This is a genomic window from Hypericibacter terrae, from assembly GCF_008728855.1.
GTDB classification, from domain to species: Bacteria; Pseudomonadota; Alphaproteobacteria; order Dongiales; family Dongiaceae; genus Hypericibacter; species Hypericibacter terrae.
Window position 1 is genome coordinate 1350042 of sequence record NZ_CP042906.1, and the last position, 23999, is coordinate 1374040.

A 23999-nucleotide genomic window follows, 5' to 3' on the forward strand; every position below is an offset into this window, starting at 1 on the left:
CGCCCCTATCGCAAGGCGCCCGGGCGTTCTATCATTCCACGCGCACGGCAGATCGGACGGCCGCCCATGGTCCGAGAGTGAGCCGCAACATGCCGACACGGGAATGGCTGGCAGATGCCATCTGCTTCGTCGATCGGTCGGAGATCAAATCCGACATGGTTGCCGATGTCGAGGGGCGTTGGGAGGGCCTGAAGCGCGGCCGTCACTCTCCTGCGCGCCAGGATGTCGATCCCTTCATCTTCCAGGCCTGGCTGCCCTATATCTCGATCGTGGAATTGCAGGACGATCCCTTCCGGGTGTTCTACCGGTTGGTGGGGACCGAAGTCGCGCGCTTCGGCCAGGAGGACTTCTCCTACAAATGGCTGAGCGAGACCGATTGGGATCCAGCGCTCAAGGCCGCCAATCTCGAGATCTATCGTCGGCTGCGGGTGAATCGCACGCCGTTGTTCGGCCTCTCGAAGATCGAGTGGGAGGACCGCGACGACCAGGTCTTCGAATGGGGCGTGTTTCCGCTGTCGCATGACGGCCAGACCGTCACCCACTGCCTCAGCGTCGACGATTTCCGCTCGATCGCCCCGCGCGTCAGCCCGCTGGGCTAGCGAGGGCTGGAGCCCCCTGCGCCCGTGGCACGCCCGCAAACCGACGCTTAACCACCCGGCTGATAAAGAGAGAGCATGGAACCGCCCTCCCGACCGACCCTGGTGTATGACGGAGAGTGCCCCTTCTGCGCGAACTATGTTCGGCTGCTGCATCTGCGCGAGCTCTTTCCCGATCTGCAGCTGCTGGATGCGCGCCTGAACCGCGACCATCCCGCTGTCCGTCAACTCAAGGCCCGGGGCCTCAACGTCGACGAGGGCATGGCGCTCTTGAGCGGCGATCGCATCTATCACGGCGCGGACAGCATCCACGCGCTGGCCGAGTTTGGGCGGCCGAATGGCGCGTTCGGTCGCATCAACAACTGGGTCTTCCGGTCGCCGCGACGATCCGCGCTTCTTTACCCGCTGCTGCGGGGCAGCCGGAATCTGGTGCTCAGATTGCTGGGTCGGAAGAAGCTCGGATTCTAGGCCGACCCCCGTTCTGGCACGGTGCGGCCGCGGCTGTCATGGGCAGCAGGCGCCGCAGGAGGGGCCCGAAGGCCGGCAGGCTGACGAGGATTCCCCGCAGCGTCCAGCGGTCGGGGCGGAAGGGCGAGAGCACGAAGAACAGCGCCAGGAACAGGATGTGCTGCGGAAACACGATTTCCATCAGCAGCCAGGTGCCGAGATGGAAGCTGATCAGCGCATAGCCCCACAGCACATGAAGCTGGGGCCGGAAAGCCACGAAAATCGCGAACAGCTGGACATAGATCAGGGATACGAACATCGGCCAGGCCAGCCAGACATGGTCGATCACGAAATTGGCGAGCAGGGGCGACGTACCGGTTTGCAGCATCCTGTCCGCCAATGTGGCGGAGAGGCCGCCCGGCGAGAAATTGCCCACATGTCCTGAGGCCAGCGCTGCCAGGCCGCTGAGCGTCTTCCAAAGTCCGGCCAGAGAATAAAAGGACAGCAGCAATGCCTGGCAGGCGGCGATCGTGGTGAGACAGGACATCTTGTGGAGCCGCGAGGGTTGTCGCGCCGAGCCCTGCGGTAGGAAGATCAGCCCGATCGCGATCCAGAGCCACGCATGATAGAGGTGGTTGGTGCCGCCGAAGGAGTTGACGATTGCGGCGACGAGGAGAAAGCTCGCGGCGAACAAGGCGCGGAACAGTCTTCGTCCTTCGAACTGAAAGGCGAGCAGGCCGAAGAGGAAACAGGCCAGGGCCAGGCAGTCCACGGCCGGCCGCACCTGCAGGCGCGCCAGCCATTGCACCGGCCACAGGAAATCCCATGCCTCCGCCTGCAGGGCCACCCGGTGCAGTTCGTCGAGCGCCAGATAGCTGATATAGGCGGAACAGAGATAGAAGACTTTCACGAGGATGCGCGCCCGCGAAAACGATTCGTTCAGCCGCGCGAATGGCGCCGCGGGCGTCGGGGACTCTCCGGCCATGTCCCTGCGCAACCCGCGCGTCAGGCGGTGCAATCGGGCACCGATCATGGTTGCCCCTTCGCAAACGAGCCGATGACCTGAATTTTCTCGATATCGCCCGTCCGAAGACGCCGAACCGGATTATAGACGGCAAGGACGAGCTCGTAATCCGCGGCCGAAACCTCCGACATGAACGTCTTCTCGACGACGGCCCGCAGGCGATCGGCTGTCTCGCGATCGTTTTGCCGGAGCGCGTAGAACCAGCGGTCCAGCAGCTTCATGAGGCGCGGATCCTTGTCCCGCGCCGCGGTAAACACGTCCTTCATGTCGTAGAAGAAACGCGGCGGCGCGACCGGCGCACCGTCGATCTCCGTCATGCGCAGCGTGACGTCGCCCCGGTGGTCGGAGCTCTCGGAAAACAGGCTCCAATTGAAGAACGGGAAGAACTCGATGGCGCCCGCGGGTTTCAAGGCGATGGCCAGCACGGTATAGGCGAGGACGCCGATTCCGGCGAGCCATCGACGACAACGATACGACGCGAGGCCCAGGGGGTGTGCCATTTCGAGCCGGATGCCTGATTGCGATGGAGATAGCCGCCGACAGCGAGATCGGTTTGGGCACGGAGAACGGTCATCCATTCGACAGGAATGCGGATTTGGGCAGGCGTCCGCGCCAGGGCAATCGGAAGTTGCCGTGGCCTCCGTACTACAACCTTAAAATGTTTAGATTCGGTTACCGTCCCGTCCGCCGGCGCCGAACCCGGCGTTCCGCGAGCGGCCAGCGCTCAACTTTGGCGCGAAACCGCCAGGCCCGTCGAATGGGAAAACCCGGTTGAGCGCCAAAGACGGGCGATGACCGAAGCGCAGAACCCGGATCCTTTCGCCAGATCGGGAAGCCTCGAGGCGCGCCACACCGCAGGCGAGGGCCTTGCCGGTGTGACGCCGCTCAGAATTTTTCCGTGATGCGCTTATAGGGATAGTCCGGTTCCACATAGCCATGGGGCTTCTGCCGCTTCGGCAGCTTCACCTTGGCGCGCTTCACGCTCTTGTAGGGAATATGGGTCAGCATATGGCTGATGATGTTGAGCCGCGCGCGTTTCTTGTCGTCCGACTTCGCCACATACCAGGGTGCCCAGGCGGTGTCGGTCGCCGCGAACATGTCGTCGCGGGCGCGGGAGTAGTCGTACCAGCGGCTATAGGATTCGAGGTCCATCGGCGACAGCTTCCAGATCTTGCGGCCATCGTCGATTCGTCCCTTGATCCGCCGGGTCTGTTCCGCCTCGCTGACTTCCAGCCAGTATTTCAGGAGGATGATTCCGGACTCGATCATCAGCTTCTCCCAGGTCGGGACGAGCTCCAGGAAGCGCTTCACGGCCTTCTCCGGCGCGAATCCCATGACCCGCTCGACGCCGGCGCGGTTGTACCAGCTGCGGTCGAAGATCACGACCTCGCCGGCCGCGGGCAGATGCGGAAGGTAGCGTTGCACATACATCTGCGATTTCTCGCGTTCCGACGGCGCGGGCAAGGCGATGACGCGGAAAACGCGCGGGCTCACGCGCTCGGTGATCGCCTTGATGGTGCCGCCTTTGCCGGCGCCGTCGCGTCCTTCGAAGATGATGCAGATCTTGGCCCCGGTCGCCTTGGCCCATTCCTGGACCTTGACGATCTCCACATGGAGCTTGGCAAGCTCGCGCTCATAGTCCTTGCCCTTGAGCTTGGCGGGGGCTGCAGCCGACTTGGATGGCGCGCTCGATTGAGTGCCTGCCTTCTCGGCCTTCTTGTTGTTCTTCTTGGCCATGGTCGCCTCCGATAAATTGCCGACGGCCTTCGCGCGCCGCACCCGAGTCCATGCAATCAGGCGCCGCCCCGGAGATCAATGGGGCGCATCGGCGCCTGTCGCGACCGCCACTGCGACGCAGTCGCGGCGGCGAAAGCCGATGCCGCGCCTCGGCTCAGCCCGGCGGCAGCTTCGAAATGGCGGCCGCGATCTCCTGGCTGAGGCTCGCAAGCGCCTCGCTCATGGCGGCCGCGACCGCCCCATAGGCGTCGGCGCCTGCAGCGGTGGCCCCGACCGGCTTCTGGATGTTCGAGCGCCCGTTGACCAGGATCTTGCCGCTTTGCGCATCGGCAATATTCCAGAAGGCGGTGAGCGTGACGGCGCCCGACGGATCGCGCTCGAACTGCGTGATGTCGACGGAAATCTGATCGGTCAGCGCGCTGGAGTCGGTCCAGGGATAGATCGAGACGCGGTCGGTCTTGAGGATCCCGGAAAGATTCTCCGCGAGTGCGCGCGTGATGTTGTCGCCGATGCGACCGCCCCATTGATCGAATTCCGCGAGTTGGAGCTGATTGTCGCTGCTGCGGGTCACGATCTCGGGCCGGTCGAGATATTGCGGGATCACCACCGGACCGACGCCGAGCGCCGGCCCCCGGCCGCCGGTGTCGGTGGTGGCTGCGAGCGGCGTCAAGACGAAGAAGCGCGAGGGCTTGCTCTCCGAACAGCCCGACAGCAGAAGCGGGCCGGCAATAAGCGCGATCGCTGCCATCCAACCCAATGAACGAGGCATGGCCCTCTCCTGAATCAATGTTTACCGGTAATCAAGGCATTCGGGTTGCGCTGGAGATAATCAGCAAGGGCCCGGATCGAGGAGGCCATCGCCTTGAACTCCCGCAAGGTGTCGGTCGTCTGCGACAGCAGCGCCGGGTTCTTCGCCAGATCGCGTTCCAGCAGGGTCACGACATCGTCCGCCGATGCCAGCGCCGCGTTCAGTGTCTTGAGCGTGGTCTGCAGATCGGTCGTGAGCACATTTGTCTTGCCCTGGAGCTGGTCCGCCAGCTTGCCATAGTCGTTCAACGTGTCGTTCAAGGTCTGCAGCGGCTCGCCTTCCTTCATCTGGAGGCGATCATTGGCAGCAACCATCAAATCATTGGCCTGCTGCGTCGTCGCCTGCAGGTTCGCCAAGGTCGGCGTGATCTGTTCGTTGACGCCTTTAATCATCGTGCTGGCGTCAGTGAGCATCTGCTGCAGATTGAGGATCGCACCGCTGACCTGCGCCGAGATTTCGTCGATCGGCATCTTGCTGAGTTTCGCCAGCACCGCCGAGACGTTCGCCTGCAGCTCGTCCATGCTCGAGGGAATCGTCGGCATCTCGGGCAGTCCCGTGGCGCCGCCAACCAGCCTTATCGGTGTATCGGGATGGAAGTCGAACTCGACGCTCGCCTGTCCGGTCACCAGCGATTGGACCACGAGCTGGGCGCGCAGACCGCGCTCCACCAGGATTTTCAAGTTATTCACGTCGCGCTTCCCGGCAACGACATGAAGCATGTTCGGGAAAATCTGGATGATGACGGGGATCTTGAGGGTCTGTTCGTCGATGTTGTAGTTGATCGAGATGTCGGTGACGGTGCCAACCTGGACGCCGCGGAAATTCACGGGTGCGCCGATCGCGAGGCCACCCAGCGAGCCCTCAAAATAGAGGACGGCCTTCTGCTTGGGCTCGAGGAATTTGGTGCCCCCGAAGGCGACGGCGCCGGCGATCGCCAGCGCGATGGCGCCCAAGACGAAGGCGCCGATGAGTTTCGGATTGGATTTCTTGGCCATCAGCTTGTCCTGTTTCCCCGGCGTGTCATCCTGGCGCCCCGGCTCCGGACTTGGCGAGCTCGCCGCGCAGGAGGAAGTTGCGGACTTTCGGGTCCGGGCATTCGTCGCGCAGTTTCTTGGGATCGCCCTGCGCGATCATGGTCTTGGTATCGGCATCGAGAAAAACCGAATTGTTCCCGATGGTGAAGATGCTGGCGAGCTCGTGGGTGACCACCGCGATGGTGGCGCCGAGGCTATCGCGCAGCTCGAGGATCAGGTCATCCAGCATGCGCGAGCTGATCGGGTCGAGGCCGGCCGATGGCTCGTCGAAGAACAGGATCTCGGGATCGAGCGCCATGGCGCGCGCGAGGCCGGCGCGCTTGCGCATGCCGCCGCTGATCTCAGAGGGATAGAAGTCCTCGAAACCGGCGAGACCGACCAGCTTCATCTTGAGCGAGGCGATCTTGCGGATCTCGGCGGGCTTGAGGTCGGTGAACTCGCCCAGCGGCAGCGCCACATTCTCGGCCAGGGTCATCGAGCTCCAGAGCGCGCCGCTCTGATAGAGGATGCCGAAGCGACGCATCATCTTCTGCTGCTCTTCCGCATCGGCCGCCCAGAGATCCTGCTGGCCGAACAGAACCTGGCCTCGGGCGGGGGCCTTCAGGCCCACCAGATGCTTAAGCAGGGTGCTCTTGCCGCAGCCGCTGCCGCCCATGATGATGAAGATGTCGCCGCGGTTGATCGTGAAGTTCAGATTTCGCTGAATGACGAAATCGTCATAAGCCATATCGAGGTTCTTGACGGTGATATGGGCGTCGGTCGCGGGGGCGGTGTCAGGCATGACGCGCGCTCCCTCAGATCCCGAGGGCAGCCGTGATGACGGCGAAGATGCCATCCGTCACGATGATGAAGACGATGCCGGTGACGACCGCCGAGGTGGCGGCGAGGCCGACGGCGGACGCGCTGCGGCCGCACTGGATCCCGCGCAGGCAGCCCGACACGGCGACGAGCACGCCGAACACCGAGCTCTTGAAGATGCCGACCGCGAAATCCATCAGTCCGACGCCATTCAGCGTCTCGTTGACATAGGACGTCAGGGAGAGATGCAGCATGCCGACGCCGACGAGCGCGCCGCCGAGGATACCCATGAGGTCGGCGAAGATGCAGAGCAGCGGCATCATGACGATGAGTGCGATCATCCGCGGCAGCACCAGGAATTCCATCGAGGACAGGCCGAAGGTCGAGAGCGCGTCGATCTCCTCGTTGACCTGCATCGTGCCGAGCTGGGCGGCGAAGGCGGCACCGGTGCGCCCCGACATGATGATGGCCGTCATGAGCGCGCCCATCTCGCGCGCCATCGCGATGCCGACCAGGTCGGCGACGTAGATCTGGGCGCCGAACTGCTGCAGCTGGATCGCGCCGACAAAGGCCAGGATCAGCCCGACCAGGAAGGAGATGAGGGCGACGATGGGCAGGGCCGCCGCGCCGCATTCATAGATGATGTCGACGAGATCGGAGCGCCGGTAGCGGGCCCGGCCGATCATGAGCTTGCCGAAGGTCTGGACGGCCATGCCGAGGAACTCGACCATCTCGCCGGCGGACCGCCCGGCGGCGATGGCTTCCCTGCCGATCAGCGTCAGGAAATCCACGCGCTTGCCGGTGCGCTGCGCGCCCTGGCGCTCCGGTACCGCGACCGCCAGCTTCAGGAGCCGGTCGGCGCCCTCCGGCAGGTTGCCGGCATCGAGTGACAGGCCCCGCGTCTTGCAGAGATCCTGGACGCCCACCAGGAAGGCCAGCAGTCCGCTGTCCCAGTGGCCGAGTTTTCCGGCGTCGAATTTGAGGCGCTTCGCGGCCGGATTGGATCCGAGCTGCTGGTCCACCTGAGCCGAAGTCGGAAGGCCGGTGCGCAGCTGCCAGTCGCCGCTGAGGCTCAGCAGCAAGGTGTCGCCACCTTGGGGCGTCAAGGTGAGGCCGGGTGCGATGTGATCGGTGGCGGCTGCCGTTGCCAAGGTCTTTGTCTCGGGGCCCTTCGGCCGTCAAATCGGTTGCGAACGGCGAGACAGGGGGGACGGTGCGGGTCCTAAGACCCCTTCGGAAAGTCGGAGGCCGTCGCGCGGCAGCGAATTTCCAACGTCGTCAGGCCCTCCCCATGCGCCGAAATATCAGCACGAAATCCAAGCGAGGTAATCTTCCAGCAATTAAGGGCATCTATCGGGCGGTGACGTCAATAGTCCGGCACCCGGACCCGGCCAGATCTTTGCCGTTTTTCAGTTATTTGCGCCTTGCAATCAAGGCGCCTGCCCGTGCCGGGTGTGGCGCAGGCTGACAATCCCACCGCAGTCCGCAGGGGCAGGCGACGCCCTTGGGTAGAAACCCCTAGGCCCGGCCGCGGATCAGGTCGGCCGCCTTTTCCGCGATCATCACCACGGCGGCGTTGATGTTGCCGGTGGGGAGATCGGGCATGACCGAGGCGTCGACCACCCGCAGGCCTTCGATGCCGCGCAGTCTGAGCTTGGTATCGACCACCGCCATCGGGTCCGAATCCACGCCCATCTTGCAGGTACCGGCGGGGTGATGGACCGTGATCGAGGTCTTGCGGATATGGGCGTCGATGTCGGAATCCGCGGTCTTCTCGAGGCCCGGCGCGATCTCGCGCGCGACGAATGGCTGCATCGAGGGCTGTGCCGCCACCTCGCGCGCCATGCGCACGCCGGCGCGCAGGGCCTTCCAGTCGGCGTCGGTCGACAGGAAATTCTGCAGGATGCGCGGATGCGCGTTCGGGTCGGTCGATTTCAGGGTCACGGCGCCGCGCGCCTCGGGATGCAGCATCACCACGCGGCAGGCGAAGGAATCCGGGAACGGCTTCTTGAAGGGCTCGAAATAGGGCCAGGCGCCGAGCGAGGCCGTCGTCAGCAGGAACTGGATGTCCGGCTGCGGGAGGGCGGCGCGGCTCTTGAGGAAGGCGGTGATGCCGCCGGGCACGTCGGCGGCGAAGCCGGTGCCGAAGCAATAGGCCTCGATCAAGGATCGTCCGATGCGGTCATAGCGCATGGCCTTGAGGAACGGGCTCGGCGGCGCCTTGCGCAGATACATCAGGATCACCGACACATGATCCTGCAGATTGCGCCCGACACCCGGCAGCGCCAGCCTGACCGGGATGTCGTGCTTCCTGAGCTCTTCCGGGTCGCCGATGCCCGAGAGCATCAGGGTCTGGGGCGTGTTGATGACGCCGCCCGAAAGGATGAGCTCGCGGTTGGCATGGACGGTGCGGGTCTGGCCGTCCTGCAGATACTCGACCCCGATCGCGCGCTGGCCCTCGAACAGGATGCGCGTGACCATCGCCTTGACCTCGATGGCCAGATGGCCCCGCTTCAAGGCAGGGCGGAGATAGGCGGTGGCGGCGCTGGACCGACGGCCCCTGCCGATCGTCATCTGCAGCCGGCCGAAGCCTTCCTGATGCTCGCCGTTATAGTCGTCGGTCCAGCCATGGCCGGCGTTCTTGCCTGCCGCCGCGAAGGCGTCGAGCAGCGGATCCTGGAATTTGCAGGTCTGGGTCGAGAGCGGCCCGTCGCCGCCGCGCCAGCGGCTGGCGCCGCCTTCCCAACGCTCCTGCTTGCGGAAATAGGGCAGGGCGTCGTCGAAGCCCCAGCCTTCGAGCCCTTGCGCCCGCCAGCGGTCATAGTCGCTGCGGTGGCCGCGCACATAGGCCATGGCGTTGGTGGAGGAGCAGCCGCCGACGACCTTGCCGCGCGCGCATTCCACCGCCCGGCCGCCGACGCTGGGCTCGGGCTCGCAGAAATACATCCAGTCATGCAGCCGCTTCGTCAGGATCTTGCCCCAGCCGAGCGGGATGCGAATCCAGGGGTCGCGGTCCCAGCCGCCCGCCTCGAGGATCAGGACCGAGACGCCCTGGTCTTCGGAGAGCCGGTTGGCGAGCGTGCAGCCGGCGGAGCCGGCGCCGACGATCACATAATCGTACGCGTTGGATTTGGTCATGGGCTTGCGAGCGGGAGGTTGCGGCGGGGTGAATTCGCGGTCGTCAGCATGGCACAGCCCGCCCCGTGATGGGGAGCGGGACCATGGCGTAACCAATGGCCGTGACGCCTCGAGGCCGGCCAACTTCACCCTTGACGTTCCAGACCGGTCCTCGATCCACTGCGGGCAAGGTTGTGGAGACATCCAAGGGGAGCGATGCGTCATGGACGAGGCGGAATTTCAGCGCAAGAAGGCGGAGATGGAGCCCTGGTATTGGTGGGGCATCCAGACCTTCTTCAAATGTCCCTGGGACGAGAACCCGGCCAACTGCGACATCGGTCTGGTCGGCGTCCCGCACAGCTCGGGCAACGGCTCGACCGAGCGCGACCAGCATCTGGCGCCGCGCGCCGTTCGCAACAATTCGGGCTGGTATCGCCGCGGCCATCAGAAGTTCGGCATCGTGCCCTGGGAGGTCGCACGGATCCACGATCTGGGCGACGTGCCGTTGCCCCACGCCATGGTCAACGACATCTGCGTCCAGGACATCGAAGGCTTCTTCAAACGGCTCGACCGTGCCGGCACGCGGCCCGTCTCGATCGGCGGGGATCACGCCATCACCGGTCCGATTCTGAAGGCGATCGCCGGCAAGGACGCGCGTCTCACTGGTGGGCGCAAATGTGCGCTGCTCCATTTCGACGCCCATCGCGACGATTACGAGCATATCCCGCATTGGCTGGGCTCGGTGCGGTCGGCGGCCCATTGGGCGGCCTATACGGTGGCCGAGCAGCATGTCGATCCCACCCGCTCGGTCCAGCTCGGCATGCGCGGGAATCCCATCAAGCCGCGCGCCGACATCACCGCCAGCAAGCTCGGCTACAAGCTCATCCCGGCCGAGGAGTTCTTCGAGCTGGGGATCGAGGACACGGTGCGCATCATCCGCGACCGTGTCGGCGACATGCCCCTCTACATCACCTTCGACCTCGACGTGCTCGACCCGGCCGAGGCGCCCGCCGTCGCCAACATGGAGCCGATGCAGCGGGGCCTGCGCGCCTGGCAGGCCGAGAAGATCTTCCACGGCCTGCGCGGCCTCGACATCATCGGCGGCGACATCGTCTGCATGATTCCGACCAAGGACAATCCGTCCAACATCACGGCCATGACGGCGATGGCGCTGATGTTCGAGATGATCGCGCTGATCGCGGATGGGGTGAATGAGAGGAAGAAGGGGTAGGGGTGGAATTGGCTAGATCGAGCAGCCCCCTCCCTAACCCTCCCCCTTGAAGGGGGAGGGGACAAGAAGAATGCGTCGCGTCTCATTCACTCATTGTCCCCTCCCCCAACTTTTGGGGGAGGGGTAGGGAGGGGGCTGCGCCGTCCACGATACAGCGCATCGAGTATCACCTCGATCACGCCCTCCTGATTCCCTAGCACGTCATTGTTCCAGAATCGCAGGACGCGATAACCCTTCGCCTCGAGCCACGCAGTCCGAACCTCGTCATAGCCCTGCGTCTCCGTATGCGACCCGCCATCGAGCTCAATAATGAGCCGCTCCTTCAAGCAAACGAAATCGACGATGAAATGGCCAATCGGCTGCTGGCGACGGAAGCGGAACTCATCGAGCTGTCTGCGTCGCAGGAGATACCAGAGCCGCTGTTCGGCACCGGACATTTTCTGCCGCAGCCGACGGGCGGACTGCGTGATGTCGGGGTGGATCATGATTGACGCTCTGGATCGGGAGGCGGAGCAGCCCCCTCCCTGGCCCTCCCCCAGAAGTTGGGGAGGGGATTAGAGTATCAATTTCGATTGTATTGATAAATAGAAATACAACTCAATTCACGAACCGCCCCTGGACCTCCCGCAGCAGCGTCTCGAACAGCACCGCCCAGGCCGCCTGGCCCTGGGGGCTTGCGATCAGATCCTGGCGTACCTCGATCTCGAGGCTGACGAGGCCGCGTTTTTCTCCATGGACCGGGACCGTGTAATCGGTCTCGTCGGTCAGGCGGTAGGGCTCGTTGTCGCCCACCACCAGCGGCTTGCCCGCTTCGGCATGACCGCTGTCGATGGGCACCTGGGCGGTCTGGAGTAGGGGCCTGATCGCATCGGCGAGGCGCCGGTCGCGGTTATAGAGCAGCCCCACATGCCAGGGCCGTGACTGGCCCTTATAGACCGGCGTGAAGCTGTGCATGGCGACCAGCAAGGTCGGCTGGCCGGCGGCCTTGCGGGCGTCGAGCAGGCGGGCGATGGCCTCCTGATAGGGCCGCCAGATCTCTTCGCGCCGGGCCGCGAGCTCGGCCGGCGTCAGGTCGCGGTTGCCGGGGATATGGGTGTTCTCGCTGATGAGGGTGGCGAAGTCGGGGGCATCGGGCGGCCGGTTGCAGTCGCAGACCAGCCGCGAATAGATCTGCCGGATGGCCGTGGCGTCGAGGCGCTGCGCCATCTGCCGGGTGAGGCCCGCGGCCCCGATATCCCAGCCGATATGGCGCTCCAGCTCGAAGGCCGGGATGCCCAGATCGCCGAGGCGGCGCGGCAGGAGGCGCCCGGCATGATCGCAGGTGAGGAAGTAAGGCGACCGGCCGTCGGGCCGATGGACCGCCACGGGATCGGGTTCGTCGGGATCGAGCAGGCTGTCCGGCGCGAGGGTCATGATCGGGAGGGGCTGACGGGGAGGGGATGATGACAAGGGGGGAGGGGATGATGGCAAGGGGATTGCGATTGCCACTCAGTCTAGCTCGGCGCCGATGCCGGGCAAACCGGCTTGGGTCCGCTCGCGACGACGGGGTAGTCCAAGTCCGGTTGGAGCCGAACGAGGTCTCGAAGCCCAGGGGCGGAGCCCTGGCAGCCGATCTCGATTTCATGCCCGGCGCAACCGTTTTGCGCCATCCTGCGGTGGCTCACGGCGAGGCCGCCATGATATGGTCCGCCCAATCGGTCAAGCCCCTCGAGGCATGAGGGGTCGAGGTGCTGCTGATGTATGGAACCCCCAATACGACCGCTGCGCAGCAGGTCGTCAATTGCCGCCTCTATTGCGACGGTCGTGCCGTCCGTGACATCGACATCGAGCATCTCGACGAGGTGCCCGACGCGCCCGGCCAGTTGATCTGGATCGGGCTCTACGATCCGGACGAAGAAGTCCTCGCCAAGGTGCAGAAGCGTTTCGGCCTGCATGAGCTGGCGATCGAAGACGCGCATCTGGCCCATCAGCGTCCCAAGCTCGAGGTCTATGGCGACACCCTGTTCCTGGTGCTGCACACCGCGCGCCGGCAGGCCTCCGAGTTCGCCTTCGGCGAGAGCCATTTCTTCATCGGCCGCGGCTATGTCGTCACCATCCGGCATGGCCCGTCCGAGACCTTCGCCGCCGTGCGCGCGCGCTGCGAGGCGGCGCCGCAGATGCTGCGCAAGGGCGAGGATTTCATCCTCTATGCGCTGATGGACTTCGTGGTCGACAACTACTTCCCGATCATCGATGCCATGGAAGCCGAGATCGAGCAGATCGAGGATGACATCTTCTCGAACCGCTTCACCTCGGACGACATCGAGAAGGTGTTCGGCCTGAGGCGCGACCTGGTGGCGCTGCGCCATGCGGTCCAGCCGCTCCAGGACATCTGCACGCGCATCATGCGTTTCGACGTGCCGCTGATCGACCGCGACACCTATCCCTATTTCCGCGACGTGCAGGACCACGCGATCAAGGCGAGTCAGGGACTGGAGACCTTGCGTGAAAATCTGGGCTCGGCCCTCGACGCGCATCTGATGCTGTCCTCGGTCAAGGCGAACGAGGTGATGAAGAAACTGGCCGGATGGGCCGCCATCCTGGCGGTGCCGACCGCCATCGCCGGCATCTACGGCATGAACTTCAAATTCATGCCCGAGCTCGAATGGGCCTGGGGTTATCCCGCGACCCTTGCCGCCATCGCTGGCGCCTGCGGCTATCTCTATTACCGCTTCCACAAGGCCGGGTGGCTGTAGCGATGACGGTCTAATCCCCTCCCCATCTTTTGCAGGGCTGTCCGGGGAAACTCATGCATAACAGAACGCCATCTGGTTGGCTGGGACTTTGGGAGATGGCTTGCTTGGATTGACGGGCGGCGGGCGATCGATACGGTGGAAGGTTTTCCTGGTAAAGAGCGACTGGCCGACGAGTTCGGCCAGTCGCAGGAGGGGGATTTTCACGCTGTGGAGGCGCGCGCCGATGCGCAGGAGCAGATAGGCGATCATGGCGGCGAGGACCTGCAGCCGGATGGCATTTTCGTTGTTGCCAAGGAACTTGCGAATATCGAGATGCTGCTTGATCCAGCGGAACAGCAGCTCGATCTGCCACCGGGTCTTGTAGAGGGTGGCGATTTCCACGGCCGAGCGGGTCATATCGTTGGTGATGAGGGTGATGACGCCGCCTTTTTCGCGCCGGACCCGGATCCGACGCAGCCGGATCGCCAGCTTGGAATCGCCCTTACTGACGAGGCGGACCTCGGCGTCGTCGATGATCCTGAAGCCGTCGCCGACAATCTTCCGGAGCTTGCGCCGCTTGGTGGCGCGCAAGCGCATGTTGGACTTCGCGCGCGTGACGAAGACCGCCTCGGCGGCGTCGATCTGGCACCACCAACTGTAGCGACAATAGCCTTTGTCGAAGACATAGGTGGCTCCGGCCTCGATCGGCACGCGCCGGCCCACCTCGATGTCGTTGATGGTGGCCGGCGTGACCTCGACCGAGCAGGGGCGATCGGCCTTGGGATCGTAGACGACATGCATCTTCATGCCGCGGATCCGGCCGTTCCAGTCCGCCCAGGCGCAGACCTTGCCCAGCGGAATCGGCGAGGCGTCGATCAAACGCAGCATCTCGTTCCCTTCCTGGCGAGCCAGCCGATCCACCTCCTGGGAAAGCGTGCCAAACAGCCCCGCAAACACACTCACTGGACGGCGCGCATTGGCATCCGACAAGGTCGAACGAACCAGCTTCCCGACCCCCAGATGGTAGTGATGCTGGGAGTTGGCGTTGAAACCCGCCTCCACCCCCCGCAGGCTCTTGGCGTGGCTGAGCTGGGCGTAGATCAGCGCCACCAGATGATCCCAGCTCTTGAAGGATTTGTCGTAGGCATCGCCGTCGTGGCGCTCCACCAGCGTGCGGAATTGACGCCGATCGATGGGTTTCAGCAGGCTCACGAAGATGCTACCCATGTACTGCATGCCCGGTTCCCTTTCTGAGTCTCGACAACCAGAAAGTACCCGGAAAACCTCCGGAAAACCGGGCATGCGCCCGCGACCTATCGACTCATTCCCCGGACAGCCCTGCATCTTTTGGGGGAGGGCCAGGGAGGGGGATGACGCGATGCCGATAACCGAGCGGCCCCCTCCCTCGCCCCGAAGGCGGGGGAGGGGATTAAAAAGAAGCCGCTACCCCCGCCCGTTCCGCATCCGCCTTATCAGCGCCGCCGTCGACGCATCGTGGTGGTCCAGCGTGTCGGCGTAGCGCAGCTCCGCCTCGATGCGGCTGGCGAGCTTCTTGCCGAGTTCCACACCCCATTGATCGAAGCTGTCGATGGCCCAGACGACGCCCTCGACGAAGGTCTTGTGCTCATAGAGCGCCAGGAGCTGGCCCAGCGCGCGCGCATCGAGGCGGCGCATCATGATGACGTTGCTGGGCCGGTTGCCGGGGCAGGCGCGCTGCGGATCGGCCTGCGGGCTGCCGCTCATCAGGGCCTCGGCCTGGCCTATCAGGTTCGAGAGCAGCATCTCGTGATGGGCGGGTTTGCCGTGCCGGTCTTCGGCCACGCCGATGAGATCGACCGGCAGCAGCCGTGGGCCCTGATGGAAGGCCTGGAGGAAAGCATGCTGCACCTCGGTGCCGACGCCGCCCCAGACCACCGGGGCCGTCGGCAGGAGCACCGGCTTGCCCTCGCGGGTGACGCCCTTGCCGTTGCTCTCCATGACCAGCTGCTGCAGATAGCCGGGCAACAGCGCCAGCGCGCTGTCATAGGCGATGATGGCGTGCGTCTCCGTCCCCAGGCAGCCGCCGTACCAGAGGCTGAGGAGCGCCAGCAGCGTCGGCATGTTGCGTTCGACGGGCGCGTTCAGGAAATGCCGGTCCATGGCGCGCGCGCCGGCGAGAAGCTCGCGGAACACCGGAAAGCCGTGGGCCACCGCGATCGGCAGCCCGACCGCCGACCAGAGCGAGTAGCGGCCGCCGACCCAATCCCATATGGCGAAGGCGGCCTCGGGATCGAGGCCGAACTCGGCGATCGCGGGCCGGTTGGTCGAGACCGCCCGGAAATGCTTCGGCAGATCCTCGCGCTTGCCGCCGCGCGCCAGGAACCATTCGCGCGCCGCCTCGGCATTGAGCCGGGTCTCGGCGGTCGAAAAGCTTTTGGAGACGACCAGGAACAGCGTCGTCGCCGGCTCGAGCGTCTCGAGCAGGCGGGTCAGCGCGCCGCCGTCGGGGTTGGCCAGGAAATGGACCCGCGGGCCCGTGGGTTTGGGACCCGCCAGCGCCTCGACCGCCAGCGCCGGCCCCAGATAGGAGCCGCCGATGCCGATCGAGACCAGATCGGTGATCGGACGCCCGTCGAAGCCGGTCCAGCGCCCGTTGCGCAGGGCCTCGCTGAATTCCTCCATGCGCGCGAGCTGGGCCGCGACCTCCGGCATCACGTCCGTGTCGCCGATCCGCATCGGCTGCGCCGGGTCGGCCCGCAGCGCCATATGGAAGGCCGCGCGCCCTTCGCTGCCGTTTACGGGCTCCCCGGCGAAGAGCCGCTCCTTCCAGCGGGCCAGCTGTGCTTCCTCGGCCAGCGCCTTCAGGAGATCGAGGGTCTTGTTGGTGATGCGGTTCTTGGAGAAATCGAGAAACAGGTCGTCCTGCTCCAGCGCGAAGCGTTCGGCGCGCGAGCCGTCCTGCTCGAAAAGGTCGGTCAGACGGATTCGGGTCAGCGTCTTGGCGTGGGTCTGCAAGGCTTGCCAGGCGGGCGAGAGGGGAGAAGGCGCCATCCGTGACTCCTGCTGGACGATGAAACCGGCCGATCCCGAGAACCGGGCCTGCGTCGCGCCGGCGGGACGAACGAGGGGGCGGGCGCTCGCAAGAGAGTAGGGAACTGAGGCCGCGCCGCGCCAGTCCCCTTGCAATCGGGAACGCTCGCGCGGGCCCGTCGATTCCGCTGCGGATTCCCGCGGAAACCGCGGAAATTTCAGGGCACGGCCCGATGTTGCGCCGGCCCGCCGAACTGCCTAGATTGCCGGGACATTCCAGATTTCACGGTCATCCGAGCTTCGCGCCCCCTGCATGAGCCAGACCTTCGATTCCGTCGCCGACATCATCAACGAGGTCTGCAGCATCGACCGCGGGAAGATCACGCCCGAGTCGCACACCATCGACGATCTCGGTATCGACAGCCTGGATTTTCTCGATGTCACCTTTGCCATCGACAAGCGCTTCGGCATCAAGATGCCGGTCGAGCGCTGGATGCAGGATATCAACGAGGGCAAGTCCAAGATCGACGATTATTTCGTCCTGAAGAATCTCTGCCTGCGGATCGACGAGCTGGTCGCGGCCAAGGTCGCCTGATCGCGTTCGCGTCCATCGATCCCCCGCAGGCGCGCCCCATGCAATTCGATTACTTCCAGATGGTGGACCGCCTCGAGAACCTCGATCTCGAGGGGCGCGAGATCCGCTGCCGCGCCGAGGTGCCGGAGACCTCGACCGTGTTCGAAGGCCATTTCCCCGGCCATCCGATCGTTCCGGGCGTGCTGCTGGTCGAGGCCATGGCGCAGACCTCGGGATATCTTCTGCTCGCCCTTTCGGCCTATGAGCGCATGCCTTTCCTCGCGGGCATCAAGGAAGCGAAGCTGCGGACCTTCGTGCGGCCAGCGACGGTCCTGACCGTGATCGCCAAGGTCGAGCATGAGGGATCGGGCTTCTGGGTGACGCAGGCGCGCTGCGAAGCCGGCGGCAAATCCGTGGCCGATGCCCAGATCATGCTGCGCAGCCTGCCCTATCCGAGCGAAACCATGCGCCGCAACCTGCGCGCCTTCGCCGACCGGATCGGAATGCCGTGAGGCGAGTATTGTAGTCACCGTCCCCTCCCCCTTCAGGGGGAGGGTCAGGGAGGGGGACGACGCGATGTCGCCACCGAGCAGCCCCCTCCCTCACCCTCCCCCGCGAAGCGGGGGAGGGGGCTCTTCTACCGCTACCAAGGGCCGGTTCGCATGCAACGTGACGTCTGGATCACCGGCCGGGGCTTGATCTCGGCGCTGGGCGAGGGCGGCGAGGCGCACGCGGCGGCGCTGCGCGAGCCCGCGCGCTGGCGAGCCGCGATCGACGAGACCAGCTTCGCGCCCTTCCCGGTGCATCCGATCGGCGCGCTCGATCTTGACCGATTCATTCCGAAGAAGGGCGATCAGCGCGCGATGGGGCCGCTGATGCATTATGCCGTCGCGGCCTCCGGCCTGGCGCTGCAGGAAGCGGGACTCACGGGCGACGCAGGCCTGCTGGCCCGCACCGATCTCGTCGTCGCCGGCCCCGGCGGCGAGCGCGATCTCGCGGTCGACGAGCAGATCCTCGCCGGCATCGAGCAGGCCGCGAACCCGGGGGCCTTCCTCAATGAGCGGCTGCTCAACGACCTGCGCCCGACCCTGTTCCTGGCGCAATTGCCGAACCTGATCGCCGGCAATATCTCGATCGTCCATGGCGTCACCGGCTCGAGCCGGACCTTCATGGGCGAGGAGCTCGCCGGCATCGATGCGGTGCGCGACGGCTTCGCGCGCATCCGCTCGGGCCAGAGCGAGGTGGCGCTGGTGAGCGGCGCCTTCAATGCCAGCCGCTGGGACATGATGTTGCTTTATCGCCCCGCCGGGCTGTTGCTCGATCGGCCCTGGCAGCCGCTCTGGCACCGGCCCCGCGCCGGGATTGCGCTGGGCAGCCTGGGCGCCGCGCTGGTCCTGGAATCGCCCGAGCATGCGAAAGCGCGCGGGCGCGTTCCGTCGGCGCGGTTGAGTGCCGTGGTGGCCGATCGCAGCGGGCGCGAGCCGGGTGCCGCCACCGCTGCCGCCGGGCGGCAATGGACGGCGGTTGAACCGCAGCTCACCCGCGGCCGGGTGGGACTGCTCTCCGGCGCCTGCGGCTCCGGCCCGATCACCGGCGAGGAGCGCGGCCTGCTGCAGTGCTGGAGCCAATCTTTGGGCGGGCTTGCGGTGCGCGGCACGGCCGGCGCCTGGGGCCATGCGATGGAAGCCTCTTTCCTCGGCAATCTGGCGCTTGCTATCACCTGTCTGGAGCAGGGCAGCCTGTTCGCGGCCCTGGATGAGGCCGAGCCGCTCGAAACGGCAGGGCCGGCGCAGGGGTTGACCCAGATGCTGGTCACGGGCTGGGGTCATCACCGGGGCGAAGGCCTGGCGCTGCTCGAAGCGCCCTGAATGACGGGAGGAGGCTGGTCATGACGCGACGCGAATTCTCCCGGCCGGTGGCGATCACGGGCATCGGCATCCTGACCTCGCTCGGCGAAGGCCGCGAGGAGAATTGGCGGCGCCTGAGCGCCGGCGAGTCCGGGATCAAGCGCATCCGGCGCTTCCCGATCGACAATCTGCGCACCGATTTCGCCGGCACCATCGATTTCGTGGCGCCGGAATCGCCGGACACGCCCAGCATCACGCTGGAGGCGGCGCGTCGGGTGGCGCGCGAGGCGCTGGCGCAGAGCGGCCTCGGCCGGCCCGGCGACTTCCCCGGGCCGTTGTTCCTCGCGGGCCCGCCGATCGAACATGAATGGCCGCAGCGCCGCGGCTTCGCCGCCCGTGCGCATTCGGTCCGCTACGGGGCGATGGCCGCCGCCACTCGGCTCGGCAATGAGGCGCATGAACATTTCCTCAACGGCTTCATCGCCGACCATATCGCCCAGGAGTTCGGCACGCGCGGCGCGCCGGCCACGATCTCGACCGCCTGCGCGTCGGGCGCCACCGTCATCCAACTCGGCGTCGAGGCGATCCGGCGCGGCGAGGCGACCGCGGCTCTGGCGCTCGGCGCCGACGCCTCGGTTCAGCCCGAGGCCATCATCCGCTTCTCCTTGCTCTCCGCCCTCTCGACCGCGGGCGAGGATCCGGCGAAGGCCGCGAAGCCCTTCTCCAAGAATCGCGACGGCTTCGTCATGGCCGAGGGGGCCGCGGCCTTCGTGCTCGAGGACGCGGAAGCCGCGCGGGCTCGCGGCGCCAGGATCCTCGGTTATGTGCTGGGCTGCGGCGAGGCCGCGGACAATTTCCACCGCACCCGCTCAAGCCCCGATGGCGCGCCGATCATCCGCTGCATGCGCAACGCGCTGGCGGATGCCGGGCTCGGGCCCGAGGCGATCGACTATGTCAACGCCCATGGCACGGGCACGCCCGAGAACGACAAGATGGAAACCCTGGGGATGCAGGCCGTCTTCGGCGACCGCATGGCCAGGGTCCCGGTCAGCTCCAACAAATCCATGATCGGCCATACCCTGACGGCGGCCGGTCTGATCGAGGCGGCCTTCGCGATGATGACGATGCGCGATCAGCGCCTGCCGCCGACCATCAATTACCGCGAGCCCGATCCGGCGATTCCGCTCGACGTCGTGCCCAACCAGGCCCGCGACGCCAGGGTTCGGCGCATCCTCTCCAACTCCTTCGGCTTCGGCGGCCAGAATACGAGCCTCGTGCTCGGTCTCGACGCGGCCTGATGCGCGCGCTCTCGCTGATCGAGGAGGGCCGGCTCGAGCCGGTCGATCTGCCGGAGCCGCCGCCGCCGGGCAAGGGTGAGCTGCAGATCGCGATGCGCCGCGTGGCGCTCAACCATATCGATCTCTGGGGCGCGCGCGGCATGGCCTTCGTCAAACGCACGCTCCCGATCGTGGCCGGGGTCGAAGGCGTGGGCGAGGTGGTGGCGCGCGGGCCCGGCGTGATCGGTTTCCAGAACGGCGACCGCGTGGCGCTCTATGCCGGGCTGGTCTGCGGGCATTGCAAGGCCTGCCGCTCCTTGCGCGAGAATCTCTGCGAGAACGTCGCCGGCATCATGGGCTTCCATGTCGACGGCATGGCGCGCGAGCGGCTCAACATCCCCAGCACCAACGCCTTCAAGCTGCCGGCGGCCGTGAGCTGGAGCGACGCGGCCTGCGCCCCGCTCACCTTCGCGACCGTGCAGCATATGCTGTTCGACAATGCGAAGCTCGAGCGCGGCGAGTGGATTCTGATCCAGGCCGGCGGCTCCGGCGTCGGTTCCACCGCGATCCTAATGGCGAAGCAGGCGGGGGCCACGGTGATCGCAACGGCGGGGAGCGACGCCAAGCTCGAGAGGATGCGGGGCCTCGGCGCCGACCATGTGGTGAACTACACCACCGGGCGCTTCGAGAGCGTCGCGCGCCGGCTCACGGGCAAGCGCGGCGTCGATGTGGTGTTCGAGCATGTCGGCCCCGCCACCTGGGCCGGCAGCCTGCTGTCATTGGCGAAGGGCGGCCGGCTCGTCACCTGCGGCTCGACCACCGGCATGACGGCCGAGACCAATCTCTCCCATCTGTTCCAGCAGCAGCTGCGCATCATCGCCTCCTTCGGCGCCAGCTTCCGCAATGTCCGCGAAGGCCTCGACAAGATGGCCGCGGGCCTGCGCCCGGTGATCGACAGCGAGATCGGTTTCGCCGACATGGCGCTGGGGGTCGAGCGGCTCAAGAACCGCGACGTGTTCGGGAAAATCGTGATGCGGATCGAGTAATTTTCTGACGGGCTACGGTGTGGAGCCACCCCTCCCCCTACCCCCTCCCACAAGGGAAGGGGGTGAGTCCATTCTTGTTTCCTTCACCCCCTTCCCTTGTGGGAGGGGGTTGGGGGGAGGGGTCGGAGAAGAACAGGGAGCAGCGTTGATCGTCGATCGCGCTCGAAGCTTCAAAGCAGAGCGAAGCGATCACATCGAAGAGGGGACTCGATGAGCGAGACCGGCGAATACACCGACAATCTGGTGACGTTCCTGGAGCTGATCTGGGGGCAGGGCTTCATGGCGCCGGGCGGTCCCGATCTGGTGCGCGACACGGTCGCGGGGCTCGATCTGAAGGGCAAGCGCGTGCTCGATATCGGCTCGGGGCTGGGCGGACCGGATATCGTGCTGGCGCAGATGGGCGCCAAGGTCGTGGGGCTCGATATCGAGGCGCCGGTCATCGAGCGCGCCCGCAAGCTGGTGGCGGCGAAAGGTTTCTCGGACCGCGTCGGCTTCAAGCTGACCAGGCCCGGCCCGCTGCCCTTCCCCGACGGGAGCTTCGACCTGGTCTACAGTTCCGGCGCCTTCACCCAGATCGCCGCCAAGGAGGCGATGTTCGCGGAAGTCCGGCGCGTGCTGAAGCCGGGCGGCTGGTTCGCGGTCTATGACTGGATGAAGGGGCCGGGCCCGATCACCGACGACATGCGCTATTTCTACAAGATGGAAGGTCTCACCTATGCGATGGAGACGCCGGCTTTCCACAAGCGCGTCCTGAAGAAACTCGGATTCGACAAGGTCACGGTCGAGGAGGATGGCGGCTGGTACCGCACCGAGGCCCATCGCGAGCATGAATTGCTGGCGGGCGAGCTCCATCCCCGCATTACCGAGTTGCTGGGGCGACAGCAGGCCGATCATTTCGTCGAGAACTGGCGCGCCATGACCGTGGTGCTCGACAAGGGCGAACATCGCCCCGGCCGCTGGCGGGCGCAGAAGCCGCCGGCGGCAGCCCAGACATCCAAACCCGACAAAGCGAGGAAAGAGACGATGGCGCGTAAAGTTTCGGCGAAGGCGGTGCTGCCGGTGAAGATCGGCGGCAAGGGACCCAAGATCGACAAGGCGACGATCGCGGCACCGATCAGCGGCAAGCCCAGGACCACGACGCAGAACTTCTATACCGATGCGACCGGCACCTTCGTCTCCGGCATCTGGACCGCGACCAAGGGCAAATGGGCGGTCGATTACGGCGAAGAGGAGTTCATCTATCTGCTCGCGGGCAAGGTGAAGCTCACGGCCGCGAACGGCCAGAGCAAGACCTTCAAGAAGGGCGAAGCCTTCATGATCCCGGCGGGCTTCAAGGGCACCTGGGAAACGCTGGCGCCGATCAAGAAGTTCTACGCGATCCAGGATCGGCGGAAGAAATGACCGAAGGGTTGGAATAGCGCTCCCGCCACCCCCGCACCTTATTCTTTCCTCTCTGCCCGCGTAGCGGGCGGAGAGGGTTGCGCAGGGTTGGCGCAAGCGCAGCTTACGCTTACCCGGAGCTGGGGGAGGTGGGTCTTTCCCGGCGAACACCCTCTCCCAGCTTCGGCTAAGTCTCCGCTCCGACTAAGCCTATGCAACCTTGTCCCTCGCTTTCGTGAGGGAGAGGGAAGAAAATCTCCAGCCCTCACACCGTGTAGAACCGGAACCTCATCCGGTGGCGATAGATCTCGCCGGGGTCGAGGCGGGGTTGCGGGAAGGCGGGCTGGTTGGGCGAGTTGGGGTATTTCTGCGTCTCCAGCGCGAAGCCGCCATATCGACAATAGGCGCGGCCGCCCTTGCCGATCACCGCCGCGCTCAATTCGGCGGCGGTATAGAACTGCAGGCCCGCCTCGTCCGTTTCGAGGTCAAAGGCCCGGCCCGAGGCGGGATCGCGCGCCTCGACCGCGCGGCGCATGGTGCCCGGGCGGCCGCGCAGCACGAGATTATGGTCGTAACCGCCGGCATTCTCCGCATGGCCCTGGGGATAGGGCACGCGTTCGATGTCGCGGCCGATCGGCTTGAAAGCGGTGAAGTCGAAAGCCGTGCCCGCGACCGGCGCTATCTCGCCGGTGGTGATCAGGTCGCGATCGACCGGCGTGTAGGAATCCGACGCGATCCGGAGCTCCTGCCGCAGGACGTCGCCCGAGCCCTGGCCGGCGAGATTGAAATAGCTGTGATGCACCAGATTGACGATCGTCGGCTTGTCGGTCGTCGCGGTCATGTCGATCGACAGCTCGTTGGCCTCGGTCAGCGCGACCGCGACCTGGAGGTCGAGCGTCCCGGGATAGCCGTTCTCGCCGTCGGGGGCGCGATGGGTGAAAATCAGGGTCTCGCCATCGTCGGCGACCGCGCCGTTCCAGATCTGCTTGTCGTAGCCCTTCACGCCGCCATGCGCGTGGTTGTGCTTCTCGTTCAGGCTCAGTTGGTAGGTCCGGCCATCGAGCGCGAAGCGCCCTTTCTCGATGCGGTTGCCATAGCGGCCGCAGGTGGCGCCCATATAGGCGTCGCTGGCCCGATAATCCTCGAGCCTGTCGAAGCCCAGCACGATGTCGGCCAGCCGACCCCGGCGATCCGGCAGATGCAGCTCGGTCAGGGTCGCGCCATAGCCGATGAAGCGGGCCACGAGCCCGACCTTGTTCGTCAGGGTGAAGCGCGGAACCGCCCGCCCCTCTATCTGGCCAAAATTATCCCGGGCGATCGCCACCGGATGCTCCCTGCAGGCCCCGAATCGTCAGGGGGG

General features: G+C 65.6%; 23 protein-coding genes. 10 read left to right on the plus strand and 13 right to left on the minus strand.

The genetic code is table 11. The features are described 5' to 3' along the window. Positions 1 to 89 precede the first annotated feature (89 nt). Positions 90 to 599: a PAS domain-containing protein gene (locus tag FRZ44_RS06160; protein WP_151176356.1), complete on the plus strand. Its 510-nt coding sequence runs from the start codon at positions 90 to 92 to the stop codon at positions 597 to 599. 75 nt (positions 600 to 674) lie between these two features. Further along, positions 675 to 1064: a DCC1-like thiol-disulfide oxidoreductase family protein gene (locus FRZ44_RS06165; protein WP_151176357.1), complete on the plus strand. Its 390-nt coding sequence runs from the start codon at positions 675 to 677 to the stop codon at positions 1062 to 1064. Here FRZ44_RS06165 and FRZ44_RS06170 read toward each other — a convergent pair. The 8 genes from FRZ44_RS06170 to FRZ44_RS06205 all read right to left on the minus strand — a co-directional run bounded on the left by FRZ44_RS06170 (position 1030) and on the right by FRZ44_RS06205 (position 9582). Next, complete coding sequence (locus tag FRZ44_RS06170) at positions 1030 to 2028, minus strand: hypothetical protein (protein ID WP_151176358.1); 999 nt, start codon at positions 2026 to 2028, stop codon at positions 1030 to 1032. The two genes, FRZ44_RS06165 and FRZ44_RS06170, sit on opposite strands and share 35 nt — an antisense overlap. Before the next feature lie 44 nt (positions 2029 to 2072). Beyond that, entirely contained in the window at positions 2073 to 2492 is a 420-nt protein-coding gene (locus FRZ44_RS06175; protein ID WP_151176359.1) for a hypothetical protein, read from the minus strand. Positions 2493 to 2952: 460 nt separating this feature from the next. Further along, on the minus strand, positions 2953 to 3804 hold the full coding sequence (gene ppk2, locus FRZ44_RS06180; protein WP_151176360.1) for a polyphosphate kinase 2: 852 nt from the start codon (positions 3802 to 3804) through the stop codon (positions 2953 to 2955). Positions 3805 to 3958: 154 nt separating this feature from the next. Beyond that, positions 3959 to 4573 (minus strand): PqiC family protein, encoded by a 615-nt coding sequence (locus FRZ44_RS06185; RefSeq protein WP_151176361.1) that lies wholly within the window; start codon positions 4571 to 4573, stop codon positions 3959 to 3961. Between the two features lie 14 nt (positions 4574 to 4587). Beyond that, complete coding sequence (locus tag FRZ44_RS06190; RefSeq protein ID WP_151176362.1) at positions 4588 to 5607, minus strand: MlaD family protein; 1020 nt, start codon at positions 5605 to 5607, stop codon at positions 4588 to 4590. Between the two features lie 25 nt (positions 5608 to 5632). Continuing rightward, entirely contained in the window at positions 5633 to 6427 is a 795-nt protein-coding gene (locus FRZ44_RS06195) for an ABC transporter ATP-binding protein (protein ID WP_151176363.1), read from the minus strand. 13 nt (positions 6428 to 6440) lie between these two features. After that, positions 6441 to 7595: an ABC transporter permease gene (locus FRZ44_RS06200; protein ID WP_225308570.1), complete on the minus strand. Its 1155-nt coding sequence runs from the start codon at positions 7593 to 7595 to the stop codon at positions 6441 to 6443. 367 nt (positions 7596 to 7962) lie between these two features. Next, complete coding sequence (locus FRZ44_RS06205) at positions 7963 to 9582, minus strand: GMC family oxidoreductase (RefSeq protein WP_151176364.1); 1620 nt, start codon at positions 9580 to 9582, stop codon at positions 7963 to 7965. A gap of 202 nt (positions 9583 to 9784) precedes the next feature. Here FRZ44_RS06205 and FRZ44_RS06210 point away from each other — a divergent pair, with 202 nt between their 5' ends. Continuing rightward, positions 9785 to 10792: an arginase family protein gene (locus FRZ44_RS06210; RefSeq protein WP_151176365.1), complete on the plus strand. Its 1008-nt coding sequence runs from the start codon at positions 9785 to 9787 to the stop codon at positions 10790 to 10792. Between the two features lie 86 nt (positions 10793 to 10878). Here the strand turns inward: FRZ44_RS06210 and FRZ44_RS06215 are convergent, their stop codons facing one another. Together FRZ44_RS06215 and FRZ44_RS06220 are read right to left on the minus strand one after the other, a co-directional pair. Continuing rightward, positions 10879 to 11277: an endonuclease domain-containing protein gene (locus FRZ44_RS06215; protein ID WP_151176366.1), complete on the minus strand. Its 399-nt coding sequence runs from the start codon at positions 11275 to 11277 to the stop codon at positions 10879 to 10881. Positions 11278 to 11389: 112 nt separating this feature from the next. Further along, a complete protein-coding gene (locus FRZ44_RS06220) occupies positions 11390 to 12205 on the minus strand; it encodes an N-formylglutamate amidohydrolase (protein ID WP_151176367.1) in 816 nt (271 codons plus the stop codon). 323 nt (positions 12206 to 12528) lie between these two features. Between FRZ44_RS06220 and corA the strand changes: the two genes are divergently transcribed. After that, positions 12529 to 13527, plus strand: a complete 999-nt coding sequence (gene corA, locus FRZ44_RS06225; RefSeq protein ID WP_151176368.1) for a magnesium/cobalt transporter CorA — start codon at positions 12529 to 12531, stop codon at positions 13525 to 13527. Between the two features lie 51 nt (positions 13528 to 13578). On the opposite strand, the gene FRZ44_RS06230 is transcribed toward corA, so the two are convergent. After that, on the minus strand, positions 13579 to 14742 hold the full coding sequence (locus FRZ44_RS06230) for an IS4 family transposase (RefSeq protein ID WP_151175693.1): 1164 nt from the start codon (positions 14740 to 14742) through the stop codon (positions 13579 to 13581). A gap of 207 nt (positions 14743 to 14949) precedes the next feature. Continuing rightward, positions 14950 to 16536, minus strand: coding sequence for a glucose-6-phosphate isomerase (gene pgi / locus FRZ44_RS06235; RefSeq protein ID WP_151176369.1), 1587 nt, complete (start codon positions 16534 to 16536; stop codon positions 14950 to 14952). Between the two features lie 292 nt (positions 16537 to 16828). Here pgi and FRZ44_RS06240 point away from each other — a divergent pair, with 292 nt between their 5' ends. The 6 genes from FRZ44_RS06240 (at position 16829) to FRZ44_RS06265 (ending at position 22660) form a co-directional block, all read left to right on the plus strand. Continuing rightward, the gene (locus FRZ44_RS06240) at positions 16829 to 17110 is read left to right on the plus strand and encodes an acyl carrier protein (protein WP_151176370.1); all 282 of its coding nucleotides are present in this window, start codon (positions 16829 to 16831) and stop codon (positions 17108 to 17110) included. 38 nt (positions 17111 to 17148) lie between these two features. Then, positions 17149 to 17601, plus strand: a complete 453-nt coding sequence (locus FRZ44_RS06245; protein ID WP_151176371.1) for a 3-hydroxyacyl-ACP dehydratase FabZ family protein — start codon at positions 17149 to 17151, stop codon at positions 17599 to 17601. Between the two features lie 150 nt (positions 17602 to 17751). Further along, positions 17752 to 18957, plus strand: a complete 1206-nt coding sequence (locus tag FRZ44_RS06250; protein WP_151176372.1) for a beta-ketoacyl-ACP synthase — start codon at positions 17752 to 17754, stop codon at positions 18955 to 18957. 20 nt (positions 18958 to 18977) lie between these two features. Continuing rightward, complete coding sequence (locus FRZ44_RS06255) at positions 18978 to 20234, plus strand: beta-ketoacyl-ACP synthase (RefSeq protein WP_151176373.1); 1257 nt, start codon at positions 18978 to 18980, stop codon at positions 20232 to 20234. Next, a complete protein-coding gene (locus FRZ44_RS06260; protein WP_151176374.1) occupies positions 20234 to 21259 on the plus strand; it encodes a zinc-binding dehydrogenase in 1026 nt (341 codons plus the stop codon). Before FRZ44_RS06255 ends, FRZ44_RS06260 begins: the two co-directional genes overlap by 1 nt. Before the next feature lie 210 nt (positions 21260 to 21469). Beyond that, positions 21470 to 22660, plus strand: a complete 1191-nt coding sequence (locus FRZ44_RS06265; RefSeq protein ID WP_151176375.1) for a cupin domain-containing protein — start codon at positions 21470 to 21472, stop codon at positions 22658 to 22660. A gap of 244 nt (positions 22661 to 22904) precedes the next feature. Here FRZ44_RS06265 and FRZ44_RS06270 read toward each other — a convergent pair whose 3' ends face one another. After that, positions 22905 to 23963: an aldose epimerase family protein gene (locus FRZ44_RS06270; protein WP_225308571.1), complete on the minus strand. Its 1059-nt coding sequence runs from the start codon at positions 23961 to 23963 to the stop codon at positions 22905 to 22907. Between the last annotated feature and the right edge of the window lie 36 nt (positions 23964 to 23999).

What these genes read in the sequence shown, in the direction of transcription:
- FRZ44_RS06160 (WP_151176356.1), top strand. Translation starts at nt 90, where the DNA reads ATGCCGACACGGGAATGGCTGGCAGATGCCATCTGCTTCGTCGATCGG.
- FRZ44_RS06165 (WP_151176357.1), top strand. Translation starts at nt 675, where the DNA reads ATGGAACCGCCCTCCCGACCGACCCTGGTGTATGACGGAGAGTGCCCC.
- FRZ44_RS06170 (WP_151176358.1), bottom strand. Translation starts at nt 2,028, where the DNA reads ATGGCCGGAGAGTCCCCGACGCCCGCGGCGCCATTCGCGCGGCTGAAC.
- ppk2 (WP_151176360.1), bottom strand. Translation starts at nt 3,804, where the DNA reads ATGGCCAAGAAGAACAACAAGAAGGCCGAGAAGGCAGGCACTCAATCG.
- FRZ44_RS06185 (WP_151176361.1), bottom strand. Translation starts at nt 4,573, where the DNA reads ATGCCTCGTTCATTGGGTTGGATGGCAGCGATCGCGCTTATTGCCGGC.
- FRZ44_RS06190 (WP_151176362.1), bottom strand. Translation starts at nt 5,607, where the DNA reads ATGGCCAAGAAATCCAATCCGAAACTCATCGGCGCCTTCGTCTTGGGC.
- FRZ44_RS06195 (WP_151176363.1), bottom strand. Translation starts at nt 6,427, where the DNA reads ATGCCTGACACCGCCCCCGCGACCGACGCCCATATCACCGTCAAGAAC.
- FRZ44_RS06205 (WP_151176364.1), bottom strand. Translation starts at nt 9,582, where the DNA reads ATGACCAAATCCAACGCGTACGATTATGTGATCGTCGGCGCCGGCTCC.
- FRZ44_RS06210 (WP_151176365.1), top strand. Translation starts at nt 9,785, where the DNA reads ATGGACGAGGCGGAATTTCAGCGCAAGAAGGCGGAGATGGAGCCCTGG.
- FRZ44_RS06215 (WP_151176366.1), bottom strand. Translation starts at nt 11,277, where the DNA reads ATGATCCACCCCGACATCACGCAGTCCGCCCGTCGGCTGCGGCAGAAA.
- FRZ44_RS06220 (WP_151176367.1), bottom strand. Translation starts at nt 12,205, where the DNA reads ATGACCCTCGCGCCGGACAGCCTGCTCGATCCCGACGAACCCGATCCC.
- corA (WP_151176368.1), top strand. Translation starts at nt 12,529, where the DNA reads ATGTATGGAACCCCCAATACGACCGCTGCGCAGCAGGTCGTCAATTGC.
- FRZ44_RS06230 (WP_151175693.1), bottom strand. Translation starts at nt 14,742, where the DNA reads ATGCAGTACATGGGTAGCATCTTCGTGAGCCTGCTGAAACCCATCGAT.
- pgi (WP_151176369.1), bottom strand. Translation starts at nt 16,536, where the DNA reads ATGGCGCCTTCTCCCCTCTCGCCCGCCTGGCAAGCCTTGCAGACCCAC.
- FRZ44_RS06240 (WP_151176370.1), top strand. Translation starts at nt 16,829, where the DNA reads ATGAGCCAGACCTTCGATTCCGTCGCCGACATCATCAACGAGGTCTGC.
- FRZ44_RS06245 (WP_151176371.1), top strand. Translation starts at nt 17,149, where the DNA reads ATGCAATTCGATTACTTCCAGATGGTGGACCGCCTCGAGAACCTCGAT.
- FRZ44_RS06250 (WP_151176372.1), top strand. Translation starts at nt 17,752, where the DNA reads ATGCAACGTGACGTCTGGATCACCGGCCGGGGCTTGATCTCGGCGCTG.
- FRZ44_RS06255 (WP_151176373.1), top strand. Translation starts at nt 18,978, where the DNA reads ATGACGCGACGCGAATTCTCCCGGCCGGTGGCGATCACGGGCATCGGC.
- FRZ44_RS06260 (WP_151176374.1), top strand. Translation starts at nt 20,234, where the DNA reads ATGCGCGCGCTCTCGCTGATCGAGGAGGGCCGGCTCGAGCCGGTCGAT.
- FRZ44_RS06265 (WP_151176375.1), top strand. Translation starts at nt 21,470, where the DNA reads ATGAGCGAGACCGGCGAATACACCGACAATCTGGTGACGTTCCTGGAG.